General features: G+C 61.5%; 19 protein-coding genes. 16 read left to right on the forward strand and 3 right to left on the reverse strand.

All coding sequences use genetic code 11. The features are described 5' to 3' along the window. Window positions 1-66 precede the first annotated feature (66 nt). From proB to BUE38_RS17590, 12 genes are all read left to right on the forward strand, one after another. Window positions 67-1209: a glutamate 5-kinase gene (gene proB / locus BUE38_RS17535; RefSeq protein ID WP_073436527.1), complete on the forward strand. Its 1143-nt coding sequence runs from the start codon at window positions 67-69 to the stop codon at window positions 1207-1209. A gap of 227 nt (window positions 1210-1436) precedes the next feature. Next, window positions 1437-1703 carry a 30S ribosomal protein S20 gene (gene rpsT / locus BUE38_RS17540; protein WP_073436528.1) on the forward strand — a complete coding sequence of 89 codons (267 nt, stop codon included), beginning with the start codon at window positions 1437-1439 and terminating at the stop codon, window positions 1701-1703. A gap of 364 nt (window positions 1704-2067) precedes the next feature. After that, a complete protein-coding gene (gene murJ, locus BUE38_RS17545) occupies window positions 2068-3591 on the forward strand; it encodes a murein biosynthesis integral membrane protein MurJ (protein WP_073436567.1) in 1524 nt (507 codons plus the stop codon). A 234-nt stretch (window positions 3592-3825) separates the two neighbouring features. Next, a complete protein-coding gene (ribF, locus tag BUE38_RS17550) occupies window positions 3826-5016 on the forward strand; it encodes a bifunctional riboflavin kinase/FAD synthetase (protein WP_084542017.1) in 1191 nt (396 codons plus the stop codon). 11 nt (window positions 5017-5027) lie between these two features. Next, the gene (gene ileS, locus BUE38_RS17555; RefSeq protein WP_073436529.1) at window positions 5028-7874 is read left to right on the forward strand and encodes an isoleucine--tRNA ligase; all 2847 of its coding nucleotides are present in this window, start codon (window positions 5028-5030) and stop codon (window positions 7872-7874) included. After that, the gene (lspA, locus tag BUE38_RS17560) at window positions 7867-8394 is read left to right on the forward strand and encodes a signal peptidase II (RefSeq protein WP_073436530.1); all 528 of its coding nucleotides are present in this window, start codon (window positions 7867-7869) and stop codon (window positions 8392-8394) included. Before ileS ends, lspA begins: the two co-directional genes overlap by 8 nt. Window positions 8395-8534: 140 nt before the next feature. After that, complete coding sequence (gene fkpB / locus BUE38_RS17565) at window positions 8535-8981, forward strand: FKBP-type peptidyl-prolyl cis-trans isomerase (RefSeq protein ID WP_073436531.1); 447 nt, start codon at window positions 8535-8537, stop codon at window positions 8979-8981. A gap of 120 nt (window positions 8982-9101) precedes the next feature. Continuing rightward, window positions 9102-10067 (forward strand): 4-hydroxy-3-methylbut-2-enyl diphosphate reductase, encoded by a 966-nt coding sequence (gene ispH, locus BUE38_RS17570; RefSeq protein WP_073436532.1) that lies wholly within the window; start codon window positions 9102-9104, stop codon window positions 10065-10067. Between the two features lie 165 nt (window positions 10068-10232). Further along, window positions 10233-10658 carry a type IV pilin protein gene (locus BUE38_RS17575; RefSeq protein WP_073436533.1) on the forward strand — a complete coding sequence of 142 codons (426 nt, stop codon included), beginning with the start codon at window positions 10233-10235 and terminating at the stop codon, window positions 10656-10658. Next, window positions 10645-11055: a type IV pilus modification protein PilV gene (pilV, locus tag BUE38_RS17580; protein WP_073436534.1), complete on the forward strand. Its 411-nt coding sequence runs from the start codon at window positions 10645-10647 to the stop codon at window positions 11053-11055. The genes BUE38_RS17575 and pilV overlap by 14 nt, the downstream gene beginning before the upstream one ends. Beyond that, on the forward strand, window positions 11055-11522 hold the full coding sequence (locus BUE38_RS17585) for a prepilin-type N-terminal cleavage/methylation domain-containing protein (protein WP_073436535.1): 468 nt from the start codon (window positions 11055-11057) through the stop codon (window positions 11520-11522). Before pilV ends, BUE38_RS17585 begins: the two co-directional genes overlap by 1 nt. Continuing rightward, entirely contained in the window at window positions 11519-12076 is a 558-nt protein-coding gene (locus tag BUE38_RS17590; protein WP_073436536.1) for a hypothetical protein, read from the forward strand. Before BUE38_RS17585 ends, BUE38_RS17590 begins: the two co-directional genes overlap by 4 nt. 25 nt (window positions 12077-12101) lie before the next feature. Here BUE38_RS17590 and BUE38_RS17595 read toward each other — a convergent pair whose 3' ends face one another. Next, on the reverse strand, window positions 12102-12683 hold the full coding sequence (locus tag BUE38_RS17595; RefSeq protein ID WP_084542019.1) for a GspH/FimT family protein: 582 nt from the start codon (window positions 12681-12683) through the stop codon (window positions 12102-12104). Between the two features lie 75 nt (window positions 12684-12758). Here BUE38_RS17595 and thiO point away from each other — a divergent pair, with 75 nt between their 5' ends. Further along, window positions 12759-13862: a glycine oxidase ThiO gene (gene thiO / locus BUE38_RS17600; protein ID WP_073436537.1), complete on the forward strand. Its 1104-nt coding sequence runs from the start codon at window positions 12759-12761 to the stop codon at window positions 13860-13862. A gap of 4 nt (window positions 13863-13866) precedes the next feature. Here the strand turns inward: thiO and BUE38_RS17605 are convergent, their stop codons facing one another. Next, window positions 13867-14130, reverse strand: coding sequence for a PP0621 family protein (locus BUE38_RS17605; RefSeq protein WP_073436538.1), 264 nt, complete (start codon window positions 14128-14130; stop codon window positions 13867-13869). Window positions 14131-14272: 142 nt separating this feature from the next. Between BUE38_RS17605 and BUE38_RS17610 the strand changes: the two genes are divergently transcribed. Then, on the forward strand, window positions 14273-15904 hold the full coding sequence (locus tag BUE38_RS17610) for an NAD+ synthase (RefSeq protein ID WP_073436539.1): 1632 nt from the start codon (window positions 14273-14275) through the stop codon (window positions 15902-15904). A gap of 116 nt (window positions 15905-16020) precedes the next feature. Here the strand turns inward: BUE38_RS17610 and BUE38_RS17615 are convergent, their stop codons facing one another. Beyond that, window positions 16021-16836 carry an outer membrane protein assembly factor BamD gene (locus BUE38_RS17615; protein WP_073436540.1) on the reverse strand — a complete coding sequence of 272 codons (816 nt, stop codon included), beginning with the start codon at window positions 16834-16836 and terminating at the stop codon, window positions 16021-16023. A gap of 157 nt (window positions 16837-16993) precedes the next feature. On the opposite strand from BUE38_RS17615, the gene rluD reads away from it, so the two are divergent. Together rluD and pgeF are read left to right on the forward strand one after the other, a co-directional pair. Further along, entirely contained in the window at window positions 16994-17953 is a 960-nt protein-coding gene (gene rluD, locus BUE38_RS17620; RefSeq protein WP_073436541.1) for a 23S rRNA pseudouridine(1911/1915/1917) synthase RluD, read from the forward strand. After that, on the forward strand, window positions 17950-18705 hold the full coding sequence (gene pgeF, locus BUE38_RS17625; RefSeq protein ID WP_073436542.1) for a peptidoglycan editing factor PgeF: 756 nt from the start codon (window positions 17950-17952) through the stop codon (window positions 18703-18705). Before rluD ends, pgeF begins: the two co-directional genes overlap by 4 nt. Window positions 18706-18815: the final 110 nt, after the last annotated feature.

Below are 18815 nucleotides of genomic sequence, written 5' to 3' on the forward strand. Positions count from 1 at the left end.
GGGTGGGTCCCGATTCATGGCGGCAATGGGTTCGTGGGTTCAAGAGTCAGCTGATTCGAGGAAAGGATGCACAGCGTAGAGCGGGTTCCCGGGCGTGATGCCCTGTCCGGCGCGCGCCGGGTGGTGGTGAAGATTGGTAGTGCGCTGCTGACCAATGATGGTCGGGGGCTCGATGACGACGCCATTGGCGGCTGGGTCGACCAGATTGCGGCGTTGCGCAAGGCCGGTGTCGAGGTGGTGCTGGTATCTTCCGGTGCCGTGGCTGCCGGTATGGTGCGCCTGGGCTGGTCGGCTCGACCGACATCGGTGCACGAGTTGCAGGCTGCCGCCGCAGTGGGGCAGAACGTGCTCACCGAGACCTACGAGAATCACTTCGCGCGCCATGATCTGCTGACCGCGCAGATTCTGCTGACCCACGATGATCTATCCAACCGCAAGCGTTACCTCAATGCCCGCTCGGCGTTGAGCACCCTGGTCGGCCTTGGGGTGGTGCCGGTGGTCAACGAGAACGACACCGTCGTCACCGACGAGATCCGCTTTGGTGACAACGATACCCTCGGGGCGTTGGTGGCCAATCTGCTCGAGGCTGAAGTGTTGGTGATCCTCACCGACCAGGAAGGCCTCTTCGATGCGGATCCGCGCCATAACGCTGCGGCTAGTCTGATCTCCGAGGGGCGTGCCGACGATCCGAGTCTGGCGGCTGTGGCTGGCGGAGGTGGAAGTCTCGGGCGTGGCGGGATGGCGACCAAGGTTCGCGCGGCGAGACTGGCGGCGCGCTCGGGAGCTGTCACCGTGATTGCCAGTGGTCGCCAGCCGTCGGTGCTGGAGCGCCTGGTCGGTGGTGAGGCGCTGGGCACTCTGTTGACTCCGGATCGGGCGCCGATCGCAGCACGCAAGCGCTGGTTGGCGGGACAGTTGCAGGTGCGTGGCACGCTGACTCTGGACTCCGGTGCGGTGCGTGTCCTGCGTGGTAGTGGTTCCAGCCTGTTGCCGGTAGGGGTGCGCAAGGCGGAAGGTGATTTCGTGCGTGGTGACATGGTGCTGTGTGTCGACGAGCAGGGCGAACGTATCGCCAAGGGGCTGGTCAACTATGGTGCCGATGATGCGCGCAGGATTCTCGGTCAGGCCAGTGGGCGCATTGCCGATATCCTCGGCTACATGGAAGCGCCGGAACTGATTCACCGCGACAACCTGGTGGTGCTTTCCTGAGAGTACCTTTCTGAGTCTGATTCGCTGATGCCATGCTTCTATAGCACCAGGTGGTCAGGCGTGATAGGATACGCCATCCTCTCAGACACGGCCCGTGAACGATTGGCTGCCACGGCAGCGATCGGCCAGATGGCCAAACCGACGGGAGTTTTTTATTCCCTGTTGGATCAACACGTTATCAAGTCATCGCCAAGCGGTGACGACAACTTTCTCCAAGGAGACAGTCAGTGGCTAACAGTAAGCAAGCCCGCAAGCGCGCCCGTCAGGCAGAAAACCGTCGTGTCCTGAAGGCGAGCCAGCGCAGCATGGTTCGTACTTACATCAAGCGCGTCATCACGGCGATCAATGGTGGCGACCACGCTCAGGCGATGGACGCGTTCAAGGCGGCTCAGCCGGTCATCGACCGCATCGCTGACAAGGACGTGCTGTCCAAGAAGAAGGCCGCTCGTCTGAAGAGCCGTCTGAACAAGCGTATCAAGGCGCTGGCTGCTTAAGCCGGTCGGGGCATCGTCGGAGGCATCACCTGCATACGCAGGAGGCGCCGTCCAGACACACCCCAGCGCTTTTGATGTCGGTGACAGGATTTTCTGTTCGGCATCTGCGAAAAAACCGGCCCAGGCCGGTTTTTTTTATGCATGGTTTTCATGCGTGGTTTTTCCTACGTATTGTTTGTCTGCGATGGCCTGCCCTTCGAGGGGTATGTCGTCGTTAACCGCGGTTCCGCTGCAGTAAGGAAGGAATGTCGTGAGTGACGAGCGTCAACCACCAACGCCGGAGCAGGATCGCCAGCGAGCAGTAGAAGAGGGCGAGGGCACGCCGGTCGGTAGTGTGGCCGCAACCCCACCGCGCCGCGGCTTGATGCGGTCGGGCATGGTCGTCAGTGCCATGACCATGCTGTCGCGAGTGCTGGGGCTGGTGCGCGATGTGGTGATCGCTACGCTGCTGGGCGCGGGCGCAGGGGCCGATGCCTTCTTTGTGGCCTTCAAGATCCCCAATTTCATGCGGCGACTGTTTGCCGAGGGTGCCTTCAACCAGGCGTTCGTACCGGTGCTGTCTGAGTACTCGACGACGCGCAGTCGTGAGGAAGTACGCGAACTGCTCAACGCCGTATCCGGTAGCCTGACCATGGTGCTGGCATTGATTACCGCGCTGGCGATGCTGGCCGCACCCTGGTTGACCTGGTTGTTCGCACCGGGTTTCTCGCGTGACCCGGCGAAGCTGGCGATGACCGCTGACATGTTGCGCCTGACCTTTCCGTATCTGCTGTTGATCTCATTGACGGCCTTCAGTGGCAGTGTGCTCAATACCTGGAACCGCTTTGCGATTCCGGCCTTCACACCGGTGCTGCTCAATCTGTCATTGATTGGTGCGGCAGTGCTGCTGACGCCGGTGATGGATGAGCCGGCCATGGCTCTGGCCTGGGGGGTATTGATCGCGGGTGCGGCTCAGCTGTTGTTTCAGGTACCGTTCCTCGCGCAGTTGGGCTTGATGCCGCGCCCCTGGCCGAACTTCGCCCATGAAGGGGTTCGGCGTATTCTGCGCTTGATGACCCCGGCGCTGTTCGGCGTCTCGGTGTCACAGATCAATCTGCTGCTGGATACGGTGCTGGCGTCACTGCTGACCGCAGGCAGTGTGTCCTGGTTGTATTACTCGGATCGCCTGGTGGAACTGCCTCTGGGTGTGTTCGGCGTTGCTATCGGCACCGTGATTCTGCCGGCACTGTCGCGGCGGCATGCCGAGCAGTCCGGTGAGCATTTCAGTCAGATGCTCGACTGGGCGCTGCGCGCGGTGTTGCTGCTGGGGCTGCCGGCGGCATTGGCGTTGGCGCTGTTGGCGGAGCCACTGCTGGTCACGCTGTTCCATTATGGCGCCATGACCGATCACGATATCGTAATGGCGGCGATGAGCCTGCGCGCCTACGCGCTGGGCCTGGTGGCCTTCATGTTGATCAAGGTTCTGGCGCCGGGCTTCTTCGCCCGCCAGGACACCAAGACGCCGGTCAAGGTCGGGATCATCGCCATGGTGGCCAACATGGTGTTCAACCTGATTCTGATCTGGCCGCTGGCCCACGCAGGGCTGGCGCTGGCCACGGCGCTGTCGGCATTTCTCAATGCCGGGCTGCTGGCCTGGCTGCTGCGTCGTCAGGGTGTGCTGAGTTTCCAGCCGGGCTGGGGGCGCTTTGCCTTCCAGTTGGGCGGCGGTTGTGTGGTCATGGGCATGGCACTGTGGCTGTTGTCGCCGGAGTGGCACCAGTGGCTTGATTGGGACCTGTTGCATCGCGGCCTGTGGATGGGCGCTCTGGTGGTCGGTGGGGCTGTGGTGTATTTCGCCTGGCTGGCGCTGACCGGGGTGCGGGTACGGCAGTTCCGGCTCAAGGGTTAGGGAGGCTCCGAATAAATGCCTGCGCAAATGAATCACTGCGTTGCGCGGTGCTATCAATCCTCACATATCACCTTATATGCTGTGGTTGATGCGCTCCGTGCGCCTTGTGCTTCATCCGCTCGACGATTTATACCGTGTTTCCCCGCCCGGCGGGCGAAGTCCAGGTTACGCGGCTGTCAAGCCATCCCTGGTTCGTTATAATCGGTTCCCTTTACGTTCAATGTGACTGGACTCATGGAAGTCATCCGCGGCTTGCACAATCTGCGCGAAGCGCATCGTGGCACGGTAGCCACCATCGGTAATTTCGATGGGGTGCACCGTGGCCATCAGGCGATTCTCGAGCAATGTCAGCAGCAGGCAAAGCGCCTTGATCTGCCGGTGACCGTGGTGGTCTTCGAACCTCAGCCACGTGAGTACTTTGCGGCTGAGCAGGCGCCCCCCCGCTTGACCCGGCTGAGTGAGAAGGTTGCCCTGCTGGCCGAGTGTGGCGTAGATCGGGTGCTGTGCCTGCCGTTCAACGAGACGCTGCGGCAACTGACGGCCGTGGAATTCGTCCAGCAGGTACTGGTGAACGGCCTGGGCGTCAGGCATCTGGTGGTGGGAGATGACTTCCGGTTCGGTTGTGATCGTCGAGGTGATTTCGCGCTGCTGACCCAACTGGGTCAGGGGTGCGGGTTTGTGGTCGAGAACACCCACACCTTCTGCCTGGACGATGAGCGGGTATCCAGCACCCGCATCAGAACCCTGCTGGCCTGTGGCAATTTTGCCGGGGTGGAGCGGCTGCTGGGACGTCCCTACAGTATCCGTGGCCGGGTGGTTCGCGATCAGCAGCGCGGTCGCACCATCGGCGTACCGACCGCCAACCTGCCGCTGGTAACAGGCTCGCTGGCATTGCGTGGCGTGTATGCGGTGATTGTCGAGTACGCAGGAGGGCGCCATCCGGCGGTGGCCAATATTGGCTGGCGTCCTACCGTCGGCAGTGTCCGGCCGGTACTGGAAGCCCACCTGCTGGATTTTGATGCCGACCTCTATGGCCAGCGCCTGACGGTCGTGCCCTGTGCCAGGCTGCGGGGTGAAATTGCCTTCGACAGCTTCGAGGCACTGAAGACACAGATATACAACGATATCCGCCAGACGCGAGAGTATTTTTCCCGGTGGGATGTTGCCCTCCGCGATGTCGAGGGCTGCTCTCCGATGGCAATGCCCGCTGTTGGCTCTCCGGAGACCGGTGCTGATTCCCGAGAGCAACATGATTCCCGAGACCAGCATGATTCTCGAGACCAGTATGATTCTCGAGAACAACAGCGACTGAGCGGGGACACCGCACAAGCGGGCTGCCTCTATCCTCTGGCATCGGCGCCTCGCGCGCGCGAGGCCGTGACACATGACTCCTCGGCGGACAATTCCGCTGACTATGACGGCTGACACCCAGGACTATGAGCGACTACAAACACACTCTGAATCTGCCAGAAACCGATTTCCCCATGCGCGGCATGCTGCCCAAACGTGAGCCGGAGCGTGTCGCCCAGTGGCAGAAGCTGGATGTCTATCAGCGCCTGCGCGAGACCCGCGAGGGCCGTGATGTCTTTCTGCTGCATGATGGCCCTCCCTACGCCAACGGCAGCATTCATATCGGTCACGCCGTCAACAAGATTCTCAAGGACATCATCGTCAAGTCGAAGAACCTGGCAGGCTTCGATGCGCCTTATGTTCCCGGTTGGGACTGTCATGGTCTCCCCATCGAGCACAAGGTCGAGACTACCCATGGTAAGCACCTCGAGCCGGGCAAGGCGCGGGAGCTTTGCCGTGAGTACGCTGCCGAGCAGGTTCAGGGACAGCTCAAGGATTTCGTGCGTCTGGGCGTGATCGGTGACTGGGACAACCCCTACCGCACCATGGAATATGCCAACGAGGCTGGTGAGATCCGGGCGCTGGCGGACATGGTCGAGGGCGGCTTCGTGTTCAAGGGGCTCAAGCCGGTCAACTGGTGTTTCGACTGTGGATCGGCACTGGCCGAGGCCGAGGTCGAGTACGCCGACAAGCAGTCCGATGCCATCGATGTGGCCTTCCCCTGCGCCGATGAGGACAGGCTGGCGGCGGCCTTCGGCCTCGATGGCCTGGCGAAGCCAGCTGCGGTGGTGATCTGGACCACGACGCCCTGGACCATTCCGGCCAACCAGGCGCTCAACGTCCATCCCGAGTTTACCTACGCGCTGGTGGATACTGGTGAGCGCCTGCTGCTGCTGGCCGAGGACCTGGTCGAAAGCTGTCTCGAGCGTTTCGGGCTCGAGGGCGAGGTGATTGCCACTACCCGTGGTCAGCAGCTCGAGCTGATCAACTTCCGCCACCCACTCTACGACCGTCTGGCACCGATCTATCTGGCCGACTACGTGGAAAGTGAGGTAGGCAGCACTGGTATTGTGCACTCTGCGCCGGTGCATGGTGTCGACGACTTCGATTCCTGCCGGCGTTATGGCATGGACTTCGATCAGTTCATCAGTATCGTCAAGAGTGATGGCGTCTACGTTGACGACCTGCCGCTGTTCGGTGGCCAGTTGATCTGGAAGGCCAACCCGAAGATCGTCGCGGCGCTGAGTGAGGCCGGGGCACTGATGGCACACAAGACCATCACCCACAGCTATATGCATTGCTGGCGCCACAAATCGCCGGTGATCTACCGTGCTACCGCCCAGTGGTTCGTGGGCATGGACATTGCCGGCAAGGACGGTCGTACTCTGCGCGAGAGTGCGCTGGAGGGTGTCGAATCCACCCAGTTCGTCCCCACCTGGGGCAAGGCGCGCCTGCACAGCATGATCGCCAATCGTCCTGACTGGTGTATCTCTCGCCAGCGCAACTGGGGCGTACCGATCCCGTTCTTCCTGCACAAGGAAAGCGGTGAACTGCATCCGCGTACTGTTGAGCTGATGGAAGAGGTCGCCAAGCGCGTCGAGGCTGAAGGTATCGATGCCTGGTTCCGCCTCGAACCCAGCGAACTGCTGGGCGCTGAAGCCGCGCAGTACGACAAGGTCACCGATACCCTGGACGTGTGGTTCGATTCCGGCACGACACACCGCCATGTACTGCGTGGCTCGCACCCCATGGGGCACCTGAGCGGCCCGCGTGCCGACCTGTACCTCGAGGGCTCCGATCAGCACCGTGGCTGGTTCCATTCCTCGCTGTTGACTGGTAGCGCCATTGATGGACACCCGCCGTACCGCGGTCTGCTGACCCATGGTTTCACTGTCGATGCCAAGGGCCGCAAGATGTCCAAGTCGATGGGCAACGTGGTCGCGCCCCAGGAAGTCATGGACAAGATGGGCGCCGATATCCTGCGTCTGTGGGTGGCCTCCACCGATTATTCCGGTGAGATGGCGGTATCCGACGAGATCCTCAAGCGCACGGCGGACGTCTATCGCCGTATTCGCAATACTGCGCGTTTCCTGCTGGCCAACCTCAACGGTTTCGAGCCGTCACGCGATGCGCTGGCTTTCGATGACATGCTGGCACTGGATCAGTGGGTGGTCGATCGGGCTGCACAGCTGCAGCAGCGTATCGAGACGGCCTACGATGAGTACCGCTTCCTCGATGTCTATCAGCAGGTGCATGGTTTCTGCGCTCGTGAGCTGGGTGGCTTCTACCTGGATGTAATCAAGGACCGCCAGTACACCACCCAGAGCGATTCCGTGGCACGCCGTAGTTGCCAGACCGCGCTCTACCAGGTGGTCCAGGCGCTGGTTCGTTGGGTAGCGCCAATCCTGTCGTTCACCGCCGAGGAAATCTTCGAGAATATCCCCGGTGAGAAGGGGCTGGCAGAAGGCAGCAGTGTCCTGCTGGAGAGCTACTATGAGGGGCTTTCGACGCTGGCCGCTGACGCAGAGATGGGACGTGACTTCTGGGAGCAGGTGCTGACCGTCAAGCAGGCCGTCAACAAGTGCCTCGAGGACGCGCGCAACCAGAAGACCATCAAGGGCAGTCTCGCCGCCGAGGTCACTCTGTATGTGGATGAGCCATTACAGACGCTGTTGTCACGTCTGGGTGATGAACTGCGCTTCGTGATGTTGACCAGCGAGGTGCGTCTGGCGCCGTTGGCTGACGCAGGTGATGCGGTGGCGACTGATCTCGAGGGCCTCAAGGTCGCGGTGGCGGGCAGTGAGCACGCCAAGTGTGAACGTTGCTGGCATCATCGCCCCGAGGTGGGGTCGCTGGCCGATCATCCTGACCTGTGTTCGCGCTGCGTGAGCAACCTGCCGGAAGGCGCTGGAGAGACCCGTTACTATGCCTGAGGCCGAAGCTCATATGTCTGCTCAAGTACAGCCGATGCGCAAGCCACTGTTGTGGTGGCTGCTGGCCATTGTCTGGATCATCCTCGATCTGGCTACCAAGGCGCTGGCCAGCAGCAGTCTGACCTACGCCACGCCAGTGGAAGTGCTGCCGTTCTTCAACCTGACGTTATTGCACAATACCGGTGCGGCCTTCAGCTTCCTGGCGGACCATCCCGGCTGGCAGCGTTGGTTCTTCGCCGCCATTGCGGTAGCGGCCACCATTGGTCTGAGTATCTGGATGACTCGTCTCAAGCGTGACGAGAAAGTCCTTGGTGCCTGCCTGGCGCTGATCATCGGTGGGGCGCTCGGCAATCTCTACGATCGTCTGGTGCACGGTTATGTGGTCGACTTCCTGTCGTTTCATGCCGCCGGCTGGTATTACCCGGCATTCAACGTCGCGGATATCGGCATCACGGTCGGTGCCATCGGCCTGATCTGGGAATCCATCTTCGCTGAGCGCCGTCGTGCGCGGCGTGGCTGAACCTCGGTTCTCCCTGCCATACATGGCAGTACTGCCCTGCATGGTCTTGCTGTCCTGCAGGGTTCTACTGCCCTGGTTATCTGTTGTCTTGATTCGGGTGAGAGCACGGCTCTCACCCTGCGCATTTTCTGGAGAACTCCATGAGCGAATACCGCATCGATGAGGGCATGGAAGTCACCCTGCATTTCACTCTCAAGCTGGAAGACGGCACCGTGGTCGACTCGACCCAGGACAAGGCGCCGGCCACCTTTCAGGTGGGAGACGGCAACCTGCCGCCTGGTTTCGAGCATCCGCTCAAGGGGCTGACCGATGGAGACAGTGGCGTGTTCGAGGTGACCCCGGAGCATGCCTTTGGTCAGCACAATCCGCAGAACGTCCAGCGCATGAAGCGCGATGTGTTCAAGGATGAGGCGCCGGAGATCGGCACGGTGATGTCCTTTGCCGATGCCAACGGCGATGAGTTGCCTGGCGTGATCAGCGAGATCGACGACGATATGGTCGAGGTGGACTTCAATCACCCGCTGGCGGGGCGTACCCTGACCTTTGAGGTCGAGGTGCTGGACGTCAAGCCAGCCACGACCCACTGAGATGACTCCGGAATGACAGGGGGATATGACCAGATGGCTCCGTCATCTGTACAATGAACCCCGTTACAGTGGGTTTCGGTATCACGGAGGCGCCGATACGGGCGCCAAGGCAAGCAGATCATGCAAATCAAGTTGGCCAATCCGCGCGGTTTCTGCGCTGGTGTTGACCGCGCCATCGAGATCGTCAATCGTGCCCTCGATGTCTTCGGGCCGCCGATCTATGTGCGCCATGAAGTGGTACACAACCGCTTCGTGGTTGATTCACTACGCGAGCGTGGCGCGATCTTCGTCGAGGAACTGCACGAGGTTCCCGATGACGTCATCGTGATCTTCTCCGCCCACGGGGTATCGCGTGCCGTCCAGTTGGAAGCCGAGCAACGCGGCCTCAAGGTATTCGATGCCACCTGTCCTCTGGTGACCAAGGTGCATATGGAAGTGCTGCGCTACGCGCGCCGTGGTCACGAGTGCATCCTGATCGGTCACGAGGGGCACCCCGAGGTGGAAGGCACCATGGGGCGCTATGACACTGCCCACGGCGGGCAGATCTATCTGGTCGAGGATGAGGAGGATGTGGCGCGGCTGCAGGTCAAGGACCCGTCGCGGCTGGCTTTTGTCACCCAGACTACCTTGTCCATGGATGACACCGCCAGGGTGATCGATGCGTTGCGCTCGACCTTCCCGGAGATCCAGGGACCGCGTAAGGATGATATCTGCTATGCCACCCAGAACCGCCAGGATGCGGTGCGTGAGTTGGCGGCAGGTTGTGAGCTGGTGCTGGTGGTCGGCAGTCCCAACAGTTCCAACTCGAATCGTCTGCGCGAGCTTTCCGAGCGTGTCGGCACGCCAGCCTATCTGATCGACAATGCCGAGCAGATCGATCCAGCCTGGTTGAAGGGGGTTGAGGCTATCGGCGTCACGGCCGGAGCCAGCGCGCCCGAAGTGCTGGTGCGCGGGGTGATCGAGCGCCTTCAGGCGCTGGGAGCCAAGGTGCCGGAAGAGCTGGCCGGGCGTGAGGAAACCATTACCTTCTCGATGCCACGCGAGCTGCGTGAGCGACTGATTGCCACCGAGAGCGCCACCGACTGATCCTCCCTTCCCGCTGACCATCTCCGCTTCCCTTGAAGCGGCGATGTCGTTTATGCGTCTTCGCCGATTCTCGGTGACAGCTTTGCTGCACCGCCTGCTGTTGCCTCCAGGTCGGGATTTCCTGCCACATACTGTGCATACAGAATGTGTTGCAGGAGCAGAGCGATGGGGCAAGGGATGGCCCGAGGTGGTCGCAGCAAGCGAATGTCCGGCGGGCAGGTCGGAGAGGGTGGTTTCACGCTGATCGAACTGATGGTCTGCGTGGTGATCGTGGCGGTACTCGCCACCCTGGCCTACCCCCGTTACACCCAGCACCTCGCCGGGGCGAGGGTGGTCGAGGCGCGTTCCCGCCTGATCGCCATGGCTGCTGGGCTCGAGCGTTGTTACTCACGCTATCTGCGCTATGACGCATCACCGTGTCAGCTTCCGGCTGAGCATGATGAGCTGGAAGGCTATCGTCTCGCCCGGGAGGTCGCTGAAAGTCGTTATCTGCTGACCGCCGAGGCCCTCGACAGAGGCATGGTGCCAAGCGGCTGCGAGACCCTGCGTCTGGACCAGACAGGTAAGCGAGTCCCCGATGAGTGCTGGTAGGCATTCGGCAGGTTTCAGCCTGATCGAAGCTCTGGTGGCGCTGGTCGTGCTGGCCATCGGTTTGCTGGGTATTGCCGGGATCCAGCTCAAGGGGCTGCAGAGCGCTGACCTGGCAGTACAGCGCGGGATCGCCAACATCGCTGCCCAGGATGCTCGTGAACGCCTGTGGGCAGCGCTGGTCAGCGACACCGGTGCTCATTGCCCCAAGGCTGCGGTCGTCAACCACAGCGACTGGCAGCAACGCTGGCAACTCCTGCTCCCTGAACTGGCGACTGATCCGGTTGAGCCCCTCGGCGATTGCCGATTCCACATTGAAGTGCGTTGGCAGGACCCACGTACTGCTGATCATCTCACGCGGCTTGATTACCGCTTGCGCCTGCCGCAGGAGGTGCCCTGATGGGGTGGGGGCAGAGCGTGGCGGGCCGAAACCGCCAGACTGGACTGAGCCTGGTGGAGCTGCTGCTGGCCATGTTGATCGGCAGTGTGGTGTTGCTGGCGGCAACCGAGGTTCTGCGTCATGTCCATCAGTTGGACCAACGGACTCGACAGCTTGCCGAACGTCAGGCAGCGGTTGTCTATGCCCTTGATGTCATGGCGGCCAGGCTACGTAGCGGAGTGGCTGACGAGACTTCCTTCGAACTGCGCGACAGTGGTACCGCAGGCACTTGCACCCTCTACGATCGTGACGGCCGTCAGCCCCTGATCGATGGTCTGGCCAGCTCGGGAAACTGTGAGGACGAGAGGCCGGTCGAGTCTCTGGGTGAAGGTATCTATCGTCTGCAGCTGACGTTGCCTGATTTCCCGGCACCACTGCGTATGGGGGTCGTGGACCGCCGATACTGGTCCAGTGGAGGTACGCCTTGAGCCATCGGCCGAAGCGGCAATCCGGCGCCACACTGTTGGTGGTGCTCAGTCTGTTGGCGATTACCTCAGTCATGGCTCTAGGTGCGCTGCAGTCGGCGTTGGTGGATGAGCGACTGGCGGGTAACCTGGTGGCGATGAGCCGGGCTCAACTGGCCGCAGAATGGGGCGCCGCACAGCAACTGGGTCGTATGACGAGGCATGATTCCACGAGTCATGGCGCTGCGGACAGCTTGACCTGTCGTGATATCAGGATCAAGGAGCTCGATGAGTCCGATAGTGGACTTCAAGCAGAGAACGTCCGGCTTTCCTCAGAGCCGCGGGTCGGTTATCTCCAGGGTGACTGCGACTCTCATGGCGAGGTGGGGTATTGGGTGATGGGCTGGGTGAGCAATGGTGAGGCTGTGGTCGCCAGACATCTGGTGCTGTTGGTGCCGGAACTGACGCTCGACTCAACCCCGGACTCGGCTTCCGACCCAGTTCCTGATTCCAATTCAAGTGCGGCCTCGACGACAACGCCTTCGATGCTGTGGATCGATGGAGGTTTCGTCGATTGATGGGGGCGTTGTGAAAGCGGCGCTCTCAATCCAGGCTCGTGTTCCGGGAACAGGAGGACGGCCTGGCAGGCTGTTCGCGCACTCGGCCAAAGTTGCTCAGTATCAGTTCTCTTCCCGAATCGTCCTCGGCGCAGATCACGAAGGTGCCGTTGTGGCCGCTGGCACGCCCATTGGGCTGGAAACGCACCGGCCGTCCATCGCCGCGGAAACTCAGGTGCTCACTCCGGCTGCCGGGAAAGTGTCGTAGTATCTCGGAAGACCCGTCCTCGCGAAGGATCAGGGGGGCGCTCCAGTCATCGGTGCAGTGCTTGCCATCCCGGCTGGGGCAGAGGATGACGGTAAGCTGTGTCATGATGGCCGTTGAGCGGGCCAGTGTCAGGGCCTGGCGTAGTTGTCGGGTATCACTGGAGATATCCTGCTCCAGTGCGGTCTTTCGCCAGGACGGAATGACCAGGGCGGTCAGCACGGCGACAATGACCACCACGACCAGCACCTCCAACAGTGTGGTGCCGTGTTGCTGCCGGCAGCGAGGGCCTTCCGTGAGTGCCTGCCTCGGCGACGTTGACGGTGGGTACGGAACGGATGGTGAGCATGGGACAATAGGCATCAGTCTTCCGATCGGTTGAGACGTCCAGTCTGGAGCTGCGTTGACTGATGCAGTATCGGCATTCGAGGACAGAAATTGAGTCAGTTTGTAATCATTGGTGGTGGCGTCATCGGTCTGATGACGACACTGCAATTGGCCGATGCTGGCCACGAGGTCACGGTTGTCGAGCGCGGTGAGTGTGGACGAGAGTCGTCCTGGGCGGGTGGCGGTATCGTTTCGCCGCTCTATCCCTGGCGCTACAGCACACCGGTATCACGCCTCGCGTCCTGGTCAGAGGGAGCCTATCCCGAGCTGGCCTTCCGGCTGCTCGAGGAAACCGGGATCGATCCGGAATATCGCCAGAAGGGACTGCTCTACCTGCGTGTCGATGACGAGGCCCGTGCGCTGGAGTGGGCGCGAGCAGTGGGCAAGCCACTGTCACGCGTAGGTCCTGAGGAGATCTATTCCAGAGAGCCACAGGCCTGCCCGGGTGTCGAAGAGGCGTTGTGGATGCCGACGCTCGGCAGCATTCGCAACCCCCGCTTGATGCAGGCGTTACGGGCACGGCTCGAGGCGATGCCGTCGGTATCGATTGTCGAGCATTGTGAGGTCAAGGGGCTGGTTGGCGACCGGCAGCGTGTCAGCTCGGTCGAGACGTCTCGCGGCAATCTCGCCGCGGATCAGGTGGTGATCTGTGGTGGTGCCTGGAGCGCTCGGCTGCTTGAGTTGGCCGGATTGCAACTGCCGGTGCGTCCGGTCAAGGGTCAGATGCTGTTGTTCAAGGCGAGACCTGGTCTGGTGAACCGAGTGGTGTTGATGGATGGGCGCTATGTGATTCCTCGTGCCGATGGCCGAGTGCTGGCGGGGTCGACGCTGGAAGAAGCCGGTTTCGACAAGCAGACCGACGACCAGGCGCGTGAGTCGTTGAAGGCCAGTGCCTGTGCGATCATCCCGGCGTTGGCCGACTACGAGATCGAGCATCACTGGGCAGGGCTGAGGCCCGGGTCACCGGATGGCGTCCCTTTCATTGGTCGAGCGCCGGGCTGGGACAACCTGTTCGTCAATGCAGGACATTACCGCAATGGTCTGGTGTTGGCGCCGGCCTCCACGCATCTTCTGGTCGATCTGCTGCTGGAGCGCTCGCCGATCATCGACCCCGAGCCTTATGCGCTCGAGGGCCGAGTCGGGCACACGGCCTGAACCATCAATCGTCGTCGGAACTGGATTGCTCGGCGAGGAACTTGTCCCGGTGGTCGCCGCAGCAGAACCACTCGCCTCGGGCGCGCATGGCCTCCTGTTCCGGGACATGCACCTTGCACCAGCTGCAGCGTACCATGCTGCCGCCGTCACGGGAGTCGATCTGCTCCCGGTCATGCTCCAGCTTCCACTCGCGATACATGCGGTAGAGCTTGAGTCCGGCGTACAGTACTACCGCAAAAATGATCAGGCGGATAATCAAGAGGTTCATCCTTACTCCATGGGGCGTGATGCCGCCCATTCGCCCATCGTCATGAGGGAAGCATGCTTGTTTATGCTTCCCTTTGCCAGTGAGCAGTCCTTGCGGGACAATGAGGGCTGTTCCTTCCGATTCTCGAGAGATTTCTCTGCCCATGCAAGACCTGACCCTGGTGATGGCGCAACTCGACCCACTGGTTGGCGACATCCCCGGTAATGCCGACCGGGCTATCGAAACGGTACGTGAGGCCCACCTCGAACACGGCGCCGATGTTGTGGTGTTGCCGGAACTCTTTCTGACCGGATACCCACCTGAAGACCTGTTGCTGCGTGCATCGATGGAAACGCGTCTGCGTGATGCGCGTGCGCGCATGGCGGCGAAGGTCGTCAAGGACGTGATGGTGGTGGTTGGTTATCCGGGGCGCCGTGAAGGGCAGCTCTACAATATGGCTGGCGTGCTCTACAACGGTGAGTGGATCGCCGAGTACGCCAAGCAGGCACTGCCCAACTATCTGGTGTTTGACGAACAACGCTACTTCTCGCCCGGTACGCAGCCGCTGGTGGTTGAACACAAGGGCGCGCGGTTGGGCATCCTGATCTGTGAGGATGTGTGGAAGGAAGAGCCGGTACGTCAGGCACGTGATGCCGGTGCCGACATTCTGGTCACGCTCAACGCCTCACCGTACCACCAGAACAAGCCTTCCGAGCGCCTGCGCCTGCTCGAGGAGCGCGCGCGTGATGTGGCGTTGCCGATCGTCTACGTCAATCAGATTGGCGGTCAGGATGAACTGGTCTTCGATGGTGGCTCCTGCTGTGTCGATGCACATGGCAAGCTGGCCGTGCAGGCGCCTCACTGGGATATCTGGCTGCGCCCGGTGCAGTTCATCCAGGAGCAGGGCAAATGGGTACCCCGCGAGGGTGAGGTCGATCTCGACGTCAGCCCGGAAGAAGACCTCTACAGCGCCCTGGTGACGGGGTTGCGTGACTACGTCAACAAGAGCGGCTTCCAGGGCGTGGTGCTGGGGTTGTCCGGTGGGATCGACTCGGCTCTGTCACTGGCCATTGCCGTGGACGCCCTGGGGCCACAACGTGTGCATGCGGTGATGATGCCCTATCACTATACGGCGGATATCTCGAGGGAAGACGCCGCCGAGCAGGCGAAGTTGCTGGGCGTCAACTATGAGGTGTTGCCCATCGCACCGATGGTGGAGTCGTTCATGGAGACGCTGGCGGCGAGCTTTGCTGGCACCGAGCGCGATACCACCGAGGAAAACCTCCAGTCGCGCTGTCGTGGCGTGCTGTTGATGGCGCTGTCGAACAAGAAGGGCCTGATGGTGCTGACCACCGGCAACAAGAGCGAGATGGCGGTGGGCTACGCCACGCTCTATGGCGACATGGTTGGTGGCTACAATGCGATCAAGGATGTCTACAAGACCTGGGTGTATCGTCTCGCGAGCTGGCGCAATACTGAATCACTGGTGATTCCCCAGCGAGTCATCGATCGCCCTCCCTCCGCCGAGCTGGCGCCGGATCAGCAGGACAGTGACTCGCTGCCGGACTACGATACTCTGGATGCCATTCTGGTGCGTTATATCGAGGGCGACATGAGCGCCGAGGCCATCATTGCGGCAGGTTTCTCTGCCGAGGATGTCTATCGCGTGGTCAAACTGGTGGACCGCTGTGAGTACAAGCGCCGCCAGGCACCGGTTGGAGTTCGAGTGACCCAGCGTGGCTTTGGCCGTGATCGCCGTTATCCGATCGTCAATGGCTGGCAGCCCGGCGATTGATCGATGGCAGTGAGCTGACTGCGACGAGTAAAACAATACCCCCCAGTAGGCGTTGACCTACTGGGGGGTATTTTATTCGTTGGCGTGCGCCAGCAGCCAACGCTTGCCGTCTGCTGTCAGGCGCTGAGTGAACCGTCGACGTACTTCGGCTCGAAACGGCGACCGTCAAGGCGATCATTGTCTGGATCGTTCTCGATCAGCACACGCAGGGTCTCGTTGGCGCGGTCATCCATACCGAGCCCCATATAGCCTTCCACCATCACCGCCAGTGCTTCGCGGGTGGCAGCGGACTGCGGGTAGTTCTCGATGATCCAGCGACCCCGCTCGACAGCAGCGAGGTAGGCCTTCTTGCGCAGGTAGAAGTCGGCGACGTGCAGCTCGTGCTCGGCCAGCAGGTTACGCAGATAGACGATGCGCTGACGAGCATCCGGAGCGTATTGGCTGTTGGGATAGCGATTGATCAGGTCAGTGAAGTCGGAATAGGCATCACGAGTCGCACCGAGGTCACGCTGGGAAATGTCGATGACCTTGAGCGCCTCGAGGCTGAAGCGACCAGCCTGCCAGGCGGCGAGGCCGCGCATGTAATAGGCGTAATCGACCTGCGCATGGTTGGGGTGCAGGCGAATGAAGCGGCTGGCAGCGGCACGGGCGGATTCCCAGTCGTCAATCTGATAATAGGTGTAGATCAGTTCGAGCTGAGCCTGTTCCGCATAATCACCGAAGGGGAAGCGCGTATCAATGGCTTCGAGACGGTTCTGGGCGGTGGTGTAGCTGCCTTCCTCAAGCGCTTCGCGACCCTGCTCGTACAGCTGACGTTCGGCTATTCCGTCATAACGCTCTTCATCGGTGTCGTTGCTGGCACAGCCGACGAGAGTGACGCCCATCAGCACCAGGGCGCCCAGGCGAGCAGCGGGAGAAGTGATAACGCGCATCGTGTTCCTCGTTTCAAACAACCCGGGTCGGCCGTGGTAGAATCGGCCGCGATCCGCCCACTATAAAGCACCTTGCGAGGAAACGCAGTCCTCAGGACTTTCTGAAGACGAGTTTTGCATCCTGGTGCACCATTACAGGGGAGCTTTCCTCCGCATCATGTCTCAGCACCTCGAAGTTCAACAGCAGGTCCCCAATGAAATGGCGGGGGCTCGTCTCGACCAGGCGGCGGCCGAATTGCTGGCCGACTATTCCCGTGAGCGGCTCAAGGGCTGGATCAAGGATGGCTCACTGACGATTGATGGTAGGCGTGCGCGGCCGAAGGACAAGGTTCACGGCGGGGAGCTGCTGCAGTTGCGCGCCGAAATCGAGGATGACACGCGTTTCCAGGCCGAAGACATCCCCCTCGATATCGTTCATGAAGACGAGCATGTACTGGTCATCAACAAACCGCCGGGCCTGGTGGTGCACCCTGCCGCGGGCAATCCCGACGGTACGCTGCTCAATGCCCTGCTGCACCACGTCGCAGATGCGGCGACGCTGCCGCGAGGAGGCATTGTCCACCGTCTCGACAAGGACACCAGTGGTCTGATGGTGGTGGCAAAGACGTTGGTGGCACATGCCGACCTGGTCGCTCAACTGCAGGCACGGACAGTGTCGCGGGAGTATGATTCGGTGGTGGTGGGACGCATGACGGCGGGGGGGACTGTCGATGCGCCGATCGGTCGTCATCCCAAGGATCGCAAGCGTCAGGCGGTTACCGTGTCCGGCAAGCCGGCGATCACCCACTACCGCGTAGTGGAGCGCTTTCGGGCTCATACCCATGTGCGCTGCAAGCTGGAAACCGGCAGGACCCACCAGATCCGCGTGCACATGGCTCACCAGCGCTTTCCGCTGATTGGCGACCCGGTCTATGGTGGGCGTCTCAAGGTGCCGGCAGGTTCCAGCGATGTGCTCAAGGAGATCCTGCGCGAGTTCCCGCGTCAGGCTCTGCATGCACGCCGCCTGGCTTTCATCCATCCTGCTACAGGGGAACAGGTCAGCTTCCATTCCGCATTGCCGGATGACCTGTTGATGCTGATGGACTATCTACGTGAAGACGTGGAGACCATGCGATGAGCGATGCGCCCGAACTACGTCCAACGCTGATTCAGCCCGACTGGCCGGCACCAGCCTCGGTGGGGGCCTTCGTCACCACCAGGGAGACCGGACCCAGTCAGGGCGACTTTGCGGCCTTCAATCCTGCATCTCATGTGGGAGACAAGCCGGAGCATGTGGATCTCTGTCGACGCCTGCTCAGCAAGGAAGTTGGCGATGAGCGCCCATTGCTGTGGCTGGACCAGGTACATGGTGCCTCGGTGCAACAGGAGTGGAGCGAGGCGGTGCCTCAGGCTGATGCCTCGATGGCGACCAGCAATGATTACGCCTGCGTGGTGTTGACCGCGGACTGTCTACCGGTGTTCTTCTGTGACAGCACCGGTCAGCGTGTCGCGGTGGCCCATGCCGGCTGGCGTGGCCTGGCCGGTGGTGTACTCGAGGCCACCGTGGCCGCCATGGGTGTGCCCCCCGAGTCGCTGCTGGCCTGGTTGGGGCCGGCCATCTCCAACGCCCAGTTCGAGGTCGGGCCGGAAGTGCGTGAAGCCTTCTGTGGCGTACACCCTGAAGCGGCCAGTGCCTTCGATCCCAGCCCTTACCGCCTTGGCCACCATATGGCTGACCTCTACAAGCTGGCGCGCCTGCGCCTGGAGCGGCTGGGCCTGTCGCATATCAGTGGCGGCCATTTCTGTACCGTGTGTGAGTCTCGCTTCTATTCCTGGCGCCGTGACGATGGAGCGACGGGTCGAATGGCCAGTGTCATCTGGTTGCGCTAGTGCCATCTGCCGTGTGGGCCTGGCTGCGTATCATCCGGCGAGATTGATCGGCAAGAGTGTTCAGATCGACGACACCGCTACCCGGCATTCCGGATAGCGGTGTCGTTTCA

The organism is Halomonas cupida (assembly GCF_900142755.1).
In the GTDB taxonomy this organism is placed as follows: domain Bacteria; phylum Pseudomonadota; class Gammaproteobacteria; order Pseudomonadales; family Halomonadaceae; genus Halomonas; species Halomonas cupida.

Bases quoted from the DNA above. Each gene is read 5' to 3' on its own strand.
- proB (WP_073436527.1), top strand. From the start codon at position 67: ATGCACAGCGTAGAGCGGGTTCCCGGGCGTGATGCCCTGTCCGGCGCG.
- murJ (WP_073436567.1), top strand. From the start codon at position 2,068: ATGCGGTCGGGCATGGTCGTCAGTGCCATGACCATGCTGTCGCGAGTG.
- ribF (WP_084542017.1), top strand. From the start codon at position 3,826: ATGGAAGTCATCCGCGGCTTGCACAATCTGCGCGAAGCGCATCGTGGC.
- ileS (WP_073436529.1), top strand. From the start codon at position 5,028: ATGAGCGACTACAAACACACTCTGAATCTGCCAGAAACCGATTTCCCC.
- lspA (WP_073436530.1), top strand. From the start codon at position 7,867: ATGCCTGAGGCCGAAGCTCATATGTCTGCTCAAGTACAGCCGATGCGC.
- fkpB (WP_073436531.1), top strand. From the start codon at position 8,535: ATGAGCGAATACCGCATCGATGAGGGCATGGAAGTCACCCTGCATTTC.
- ispH (WP_073436532.1), top strand. From the start codon at position 9,102: ATGCAAATCAAGTTGGCCAATCCGCGCGGTTTCTGCGCTGGTGTTGAC.
- BUE38_RS17575 (WP_073436533.1), top strand. From the start codon at position 10,233: ATGGGGCAAGGGATGGCCCGAGGTGGTCGCAGCAAGCGAATGTCCGGC.
- pilV (WP_073436534.1), top strand. From the start codon at position 10,645: ATGAGTGCTGGTAGGCATTCGGCAGGTTTCAGCCTGATCGAAGCTCTG.
- BUE38_RS17585 (WP_073436535.1), top strand. From the start codon at position 11,055: ATGGGGTGGGGGCAGAGCGTGGCGGGCCGAAACCGCCAGACTGGACTG.
- BUE38_RS17595 (WP_084542019.1), bottom strand. From the start codon at position 12,683: ATGCCTATTGTCCCATGCTCACCATCCGTTCCGTACCCACCGTCAACG.
- BUE38_RS17605 (WP_073436538.1), bottom strand. From the start codon at position 14,130: ATGAACCTCTTGATTATCCGCCTGATCATTTTTGCGGTAGTACTGTAC.
- BUE38_RS17610 (WP_073436539.1), top strand. From the start codon at position 14,273: ATGCAAGACCTGACCCTGGTGATGGCGCAACTCGACCCACTGGTTGGC.
- BUE38_RS17615 (WP_073436540.1), bottom strand. From the start codon at position 16,836: ATGCGCGTTATCACTTCTCCCGCTGCTCGCCTGGGCGCCCTGGTGCTG.
- rluD (WP_073436541.1), top strand. From the start codon at position 16,994: ATGTCTCAGCACCTCGAAGTTCAACAGCAGGTCCCCAATGAAATGGCG.
- pgeF (WP_073436542.1), top strand. From the start codon at position 17,950: ATGAGCGATGCGCCCGAACTACGTCCAACGCTGATTCAGCCCGACTGG.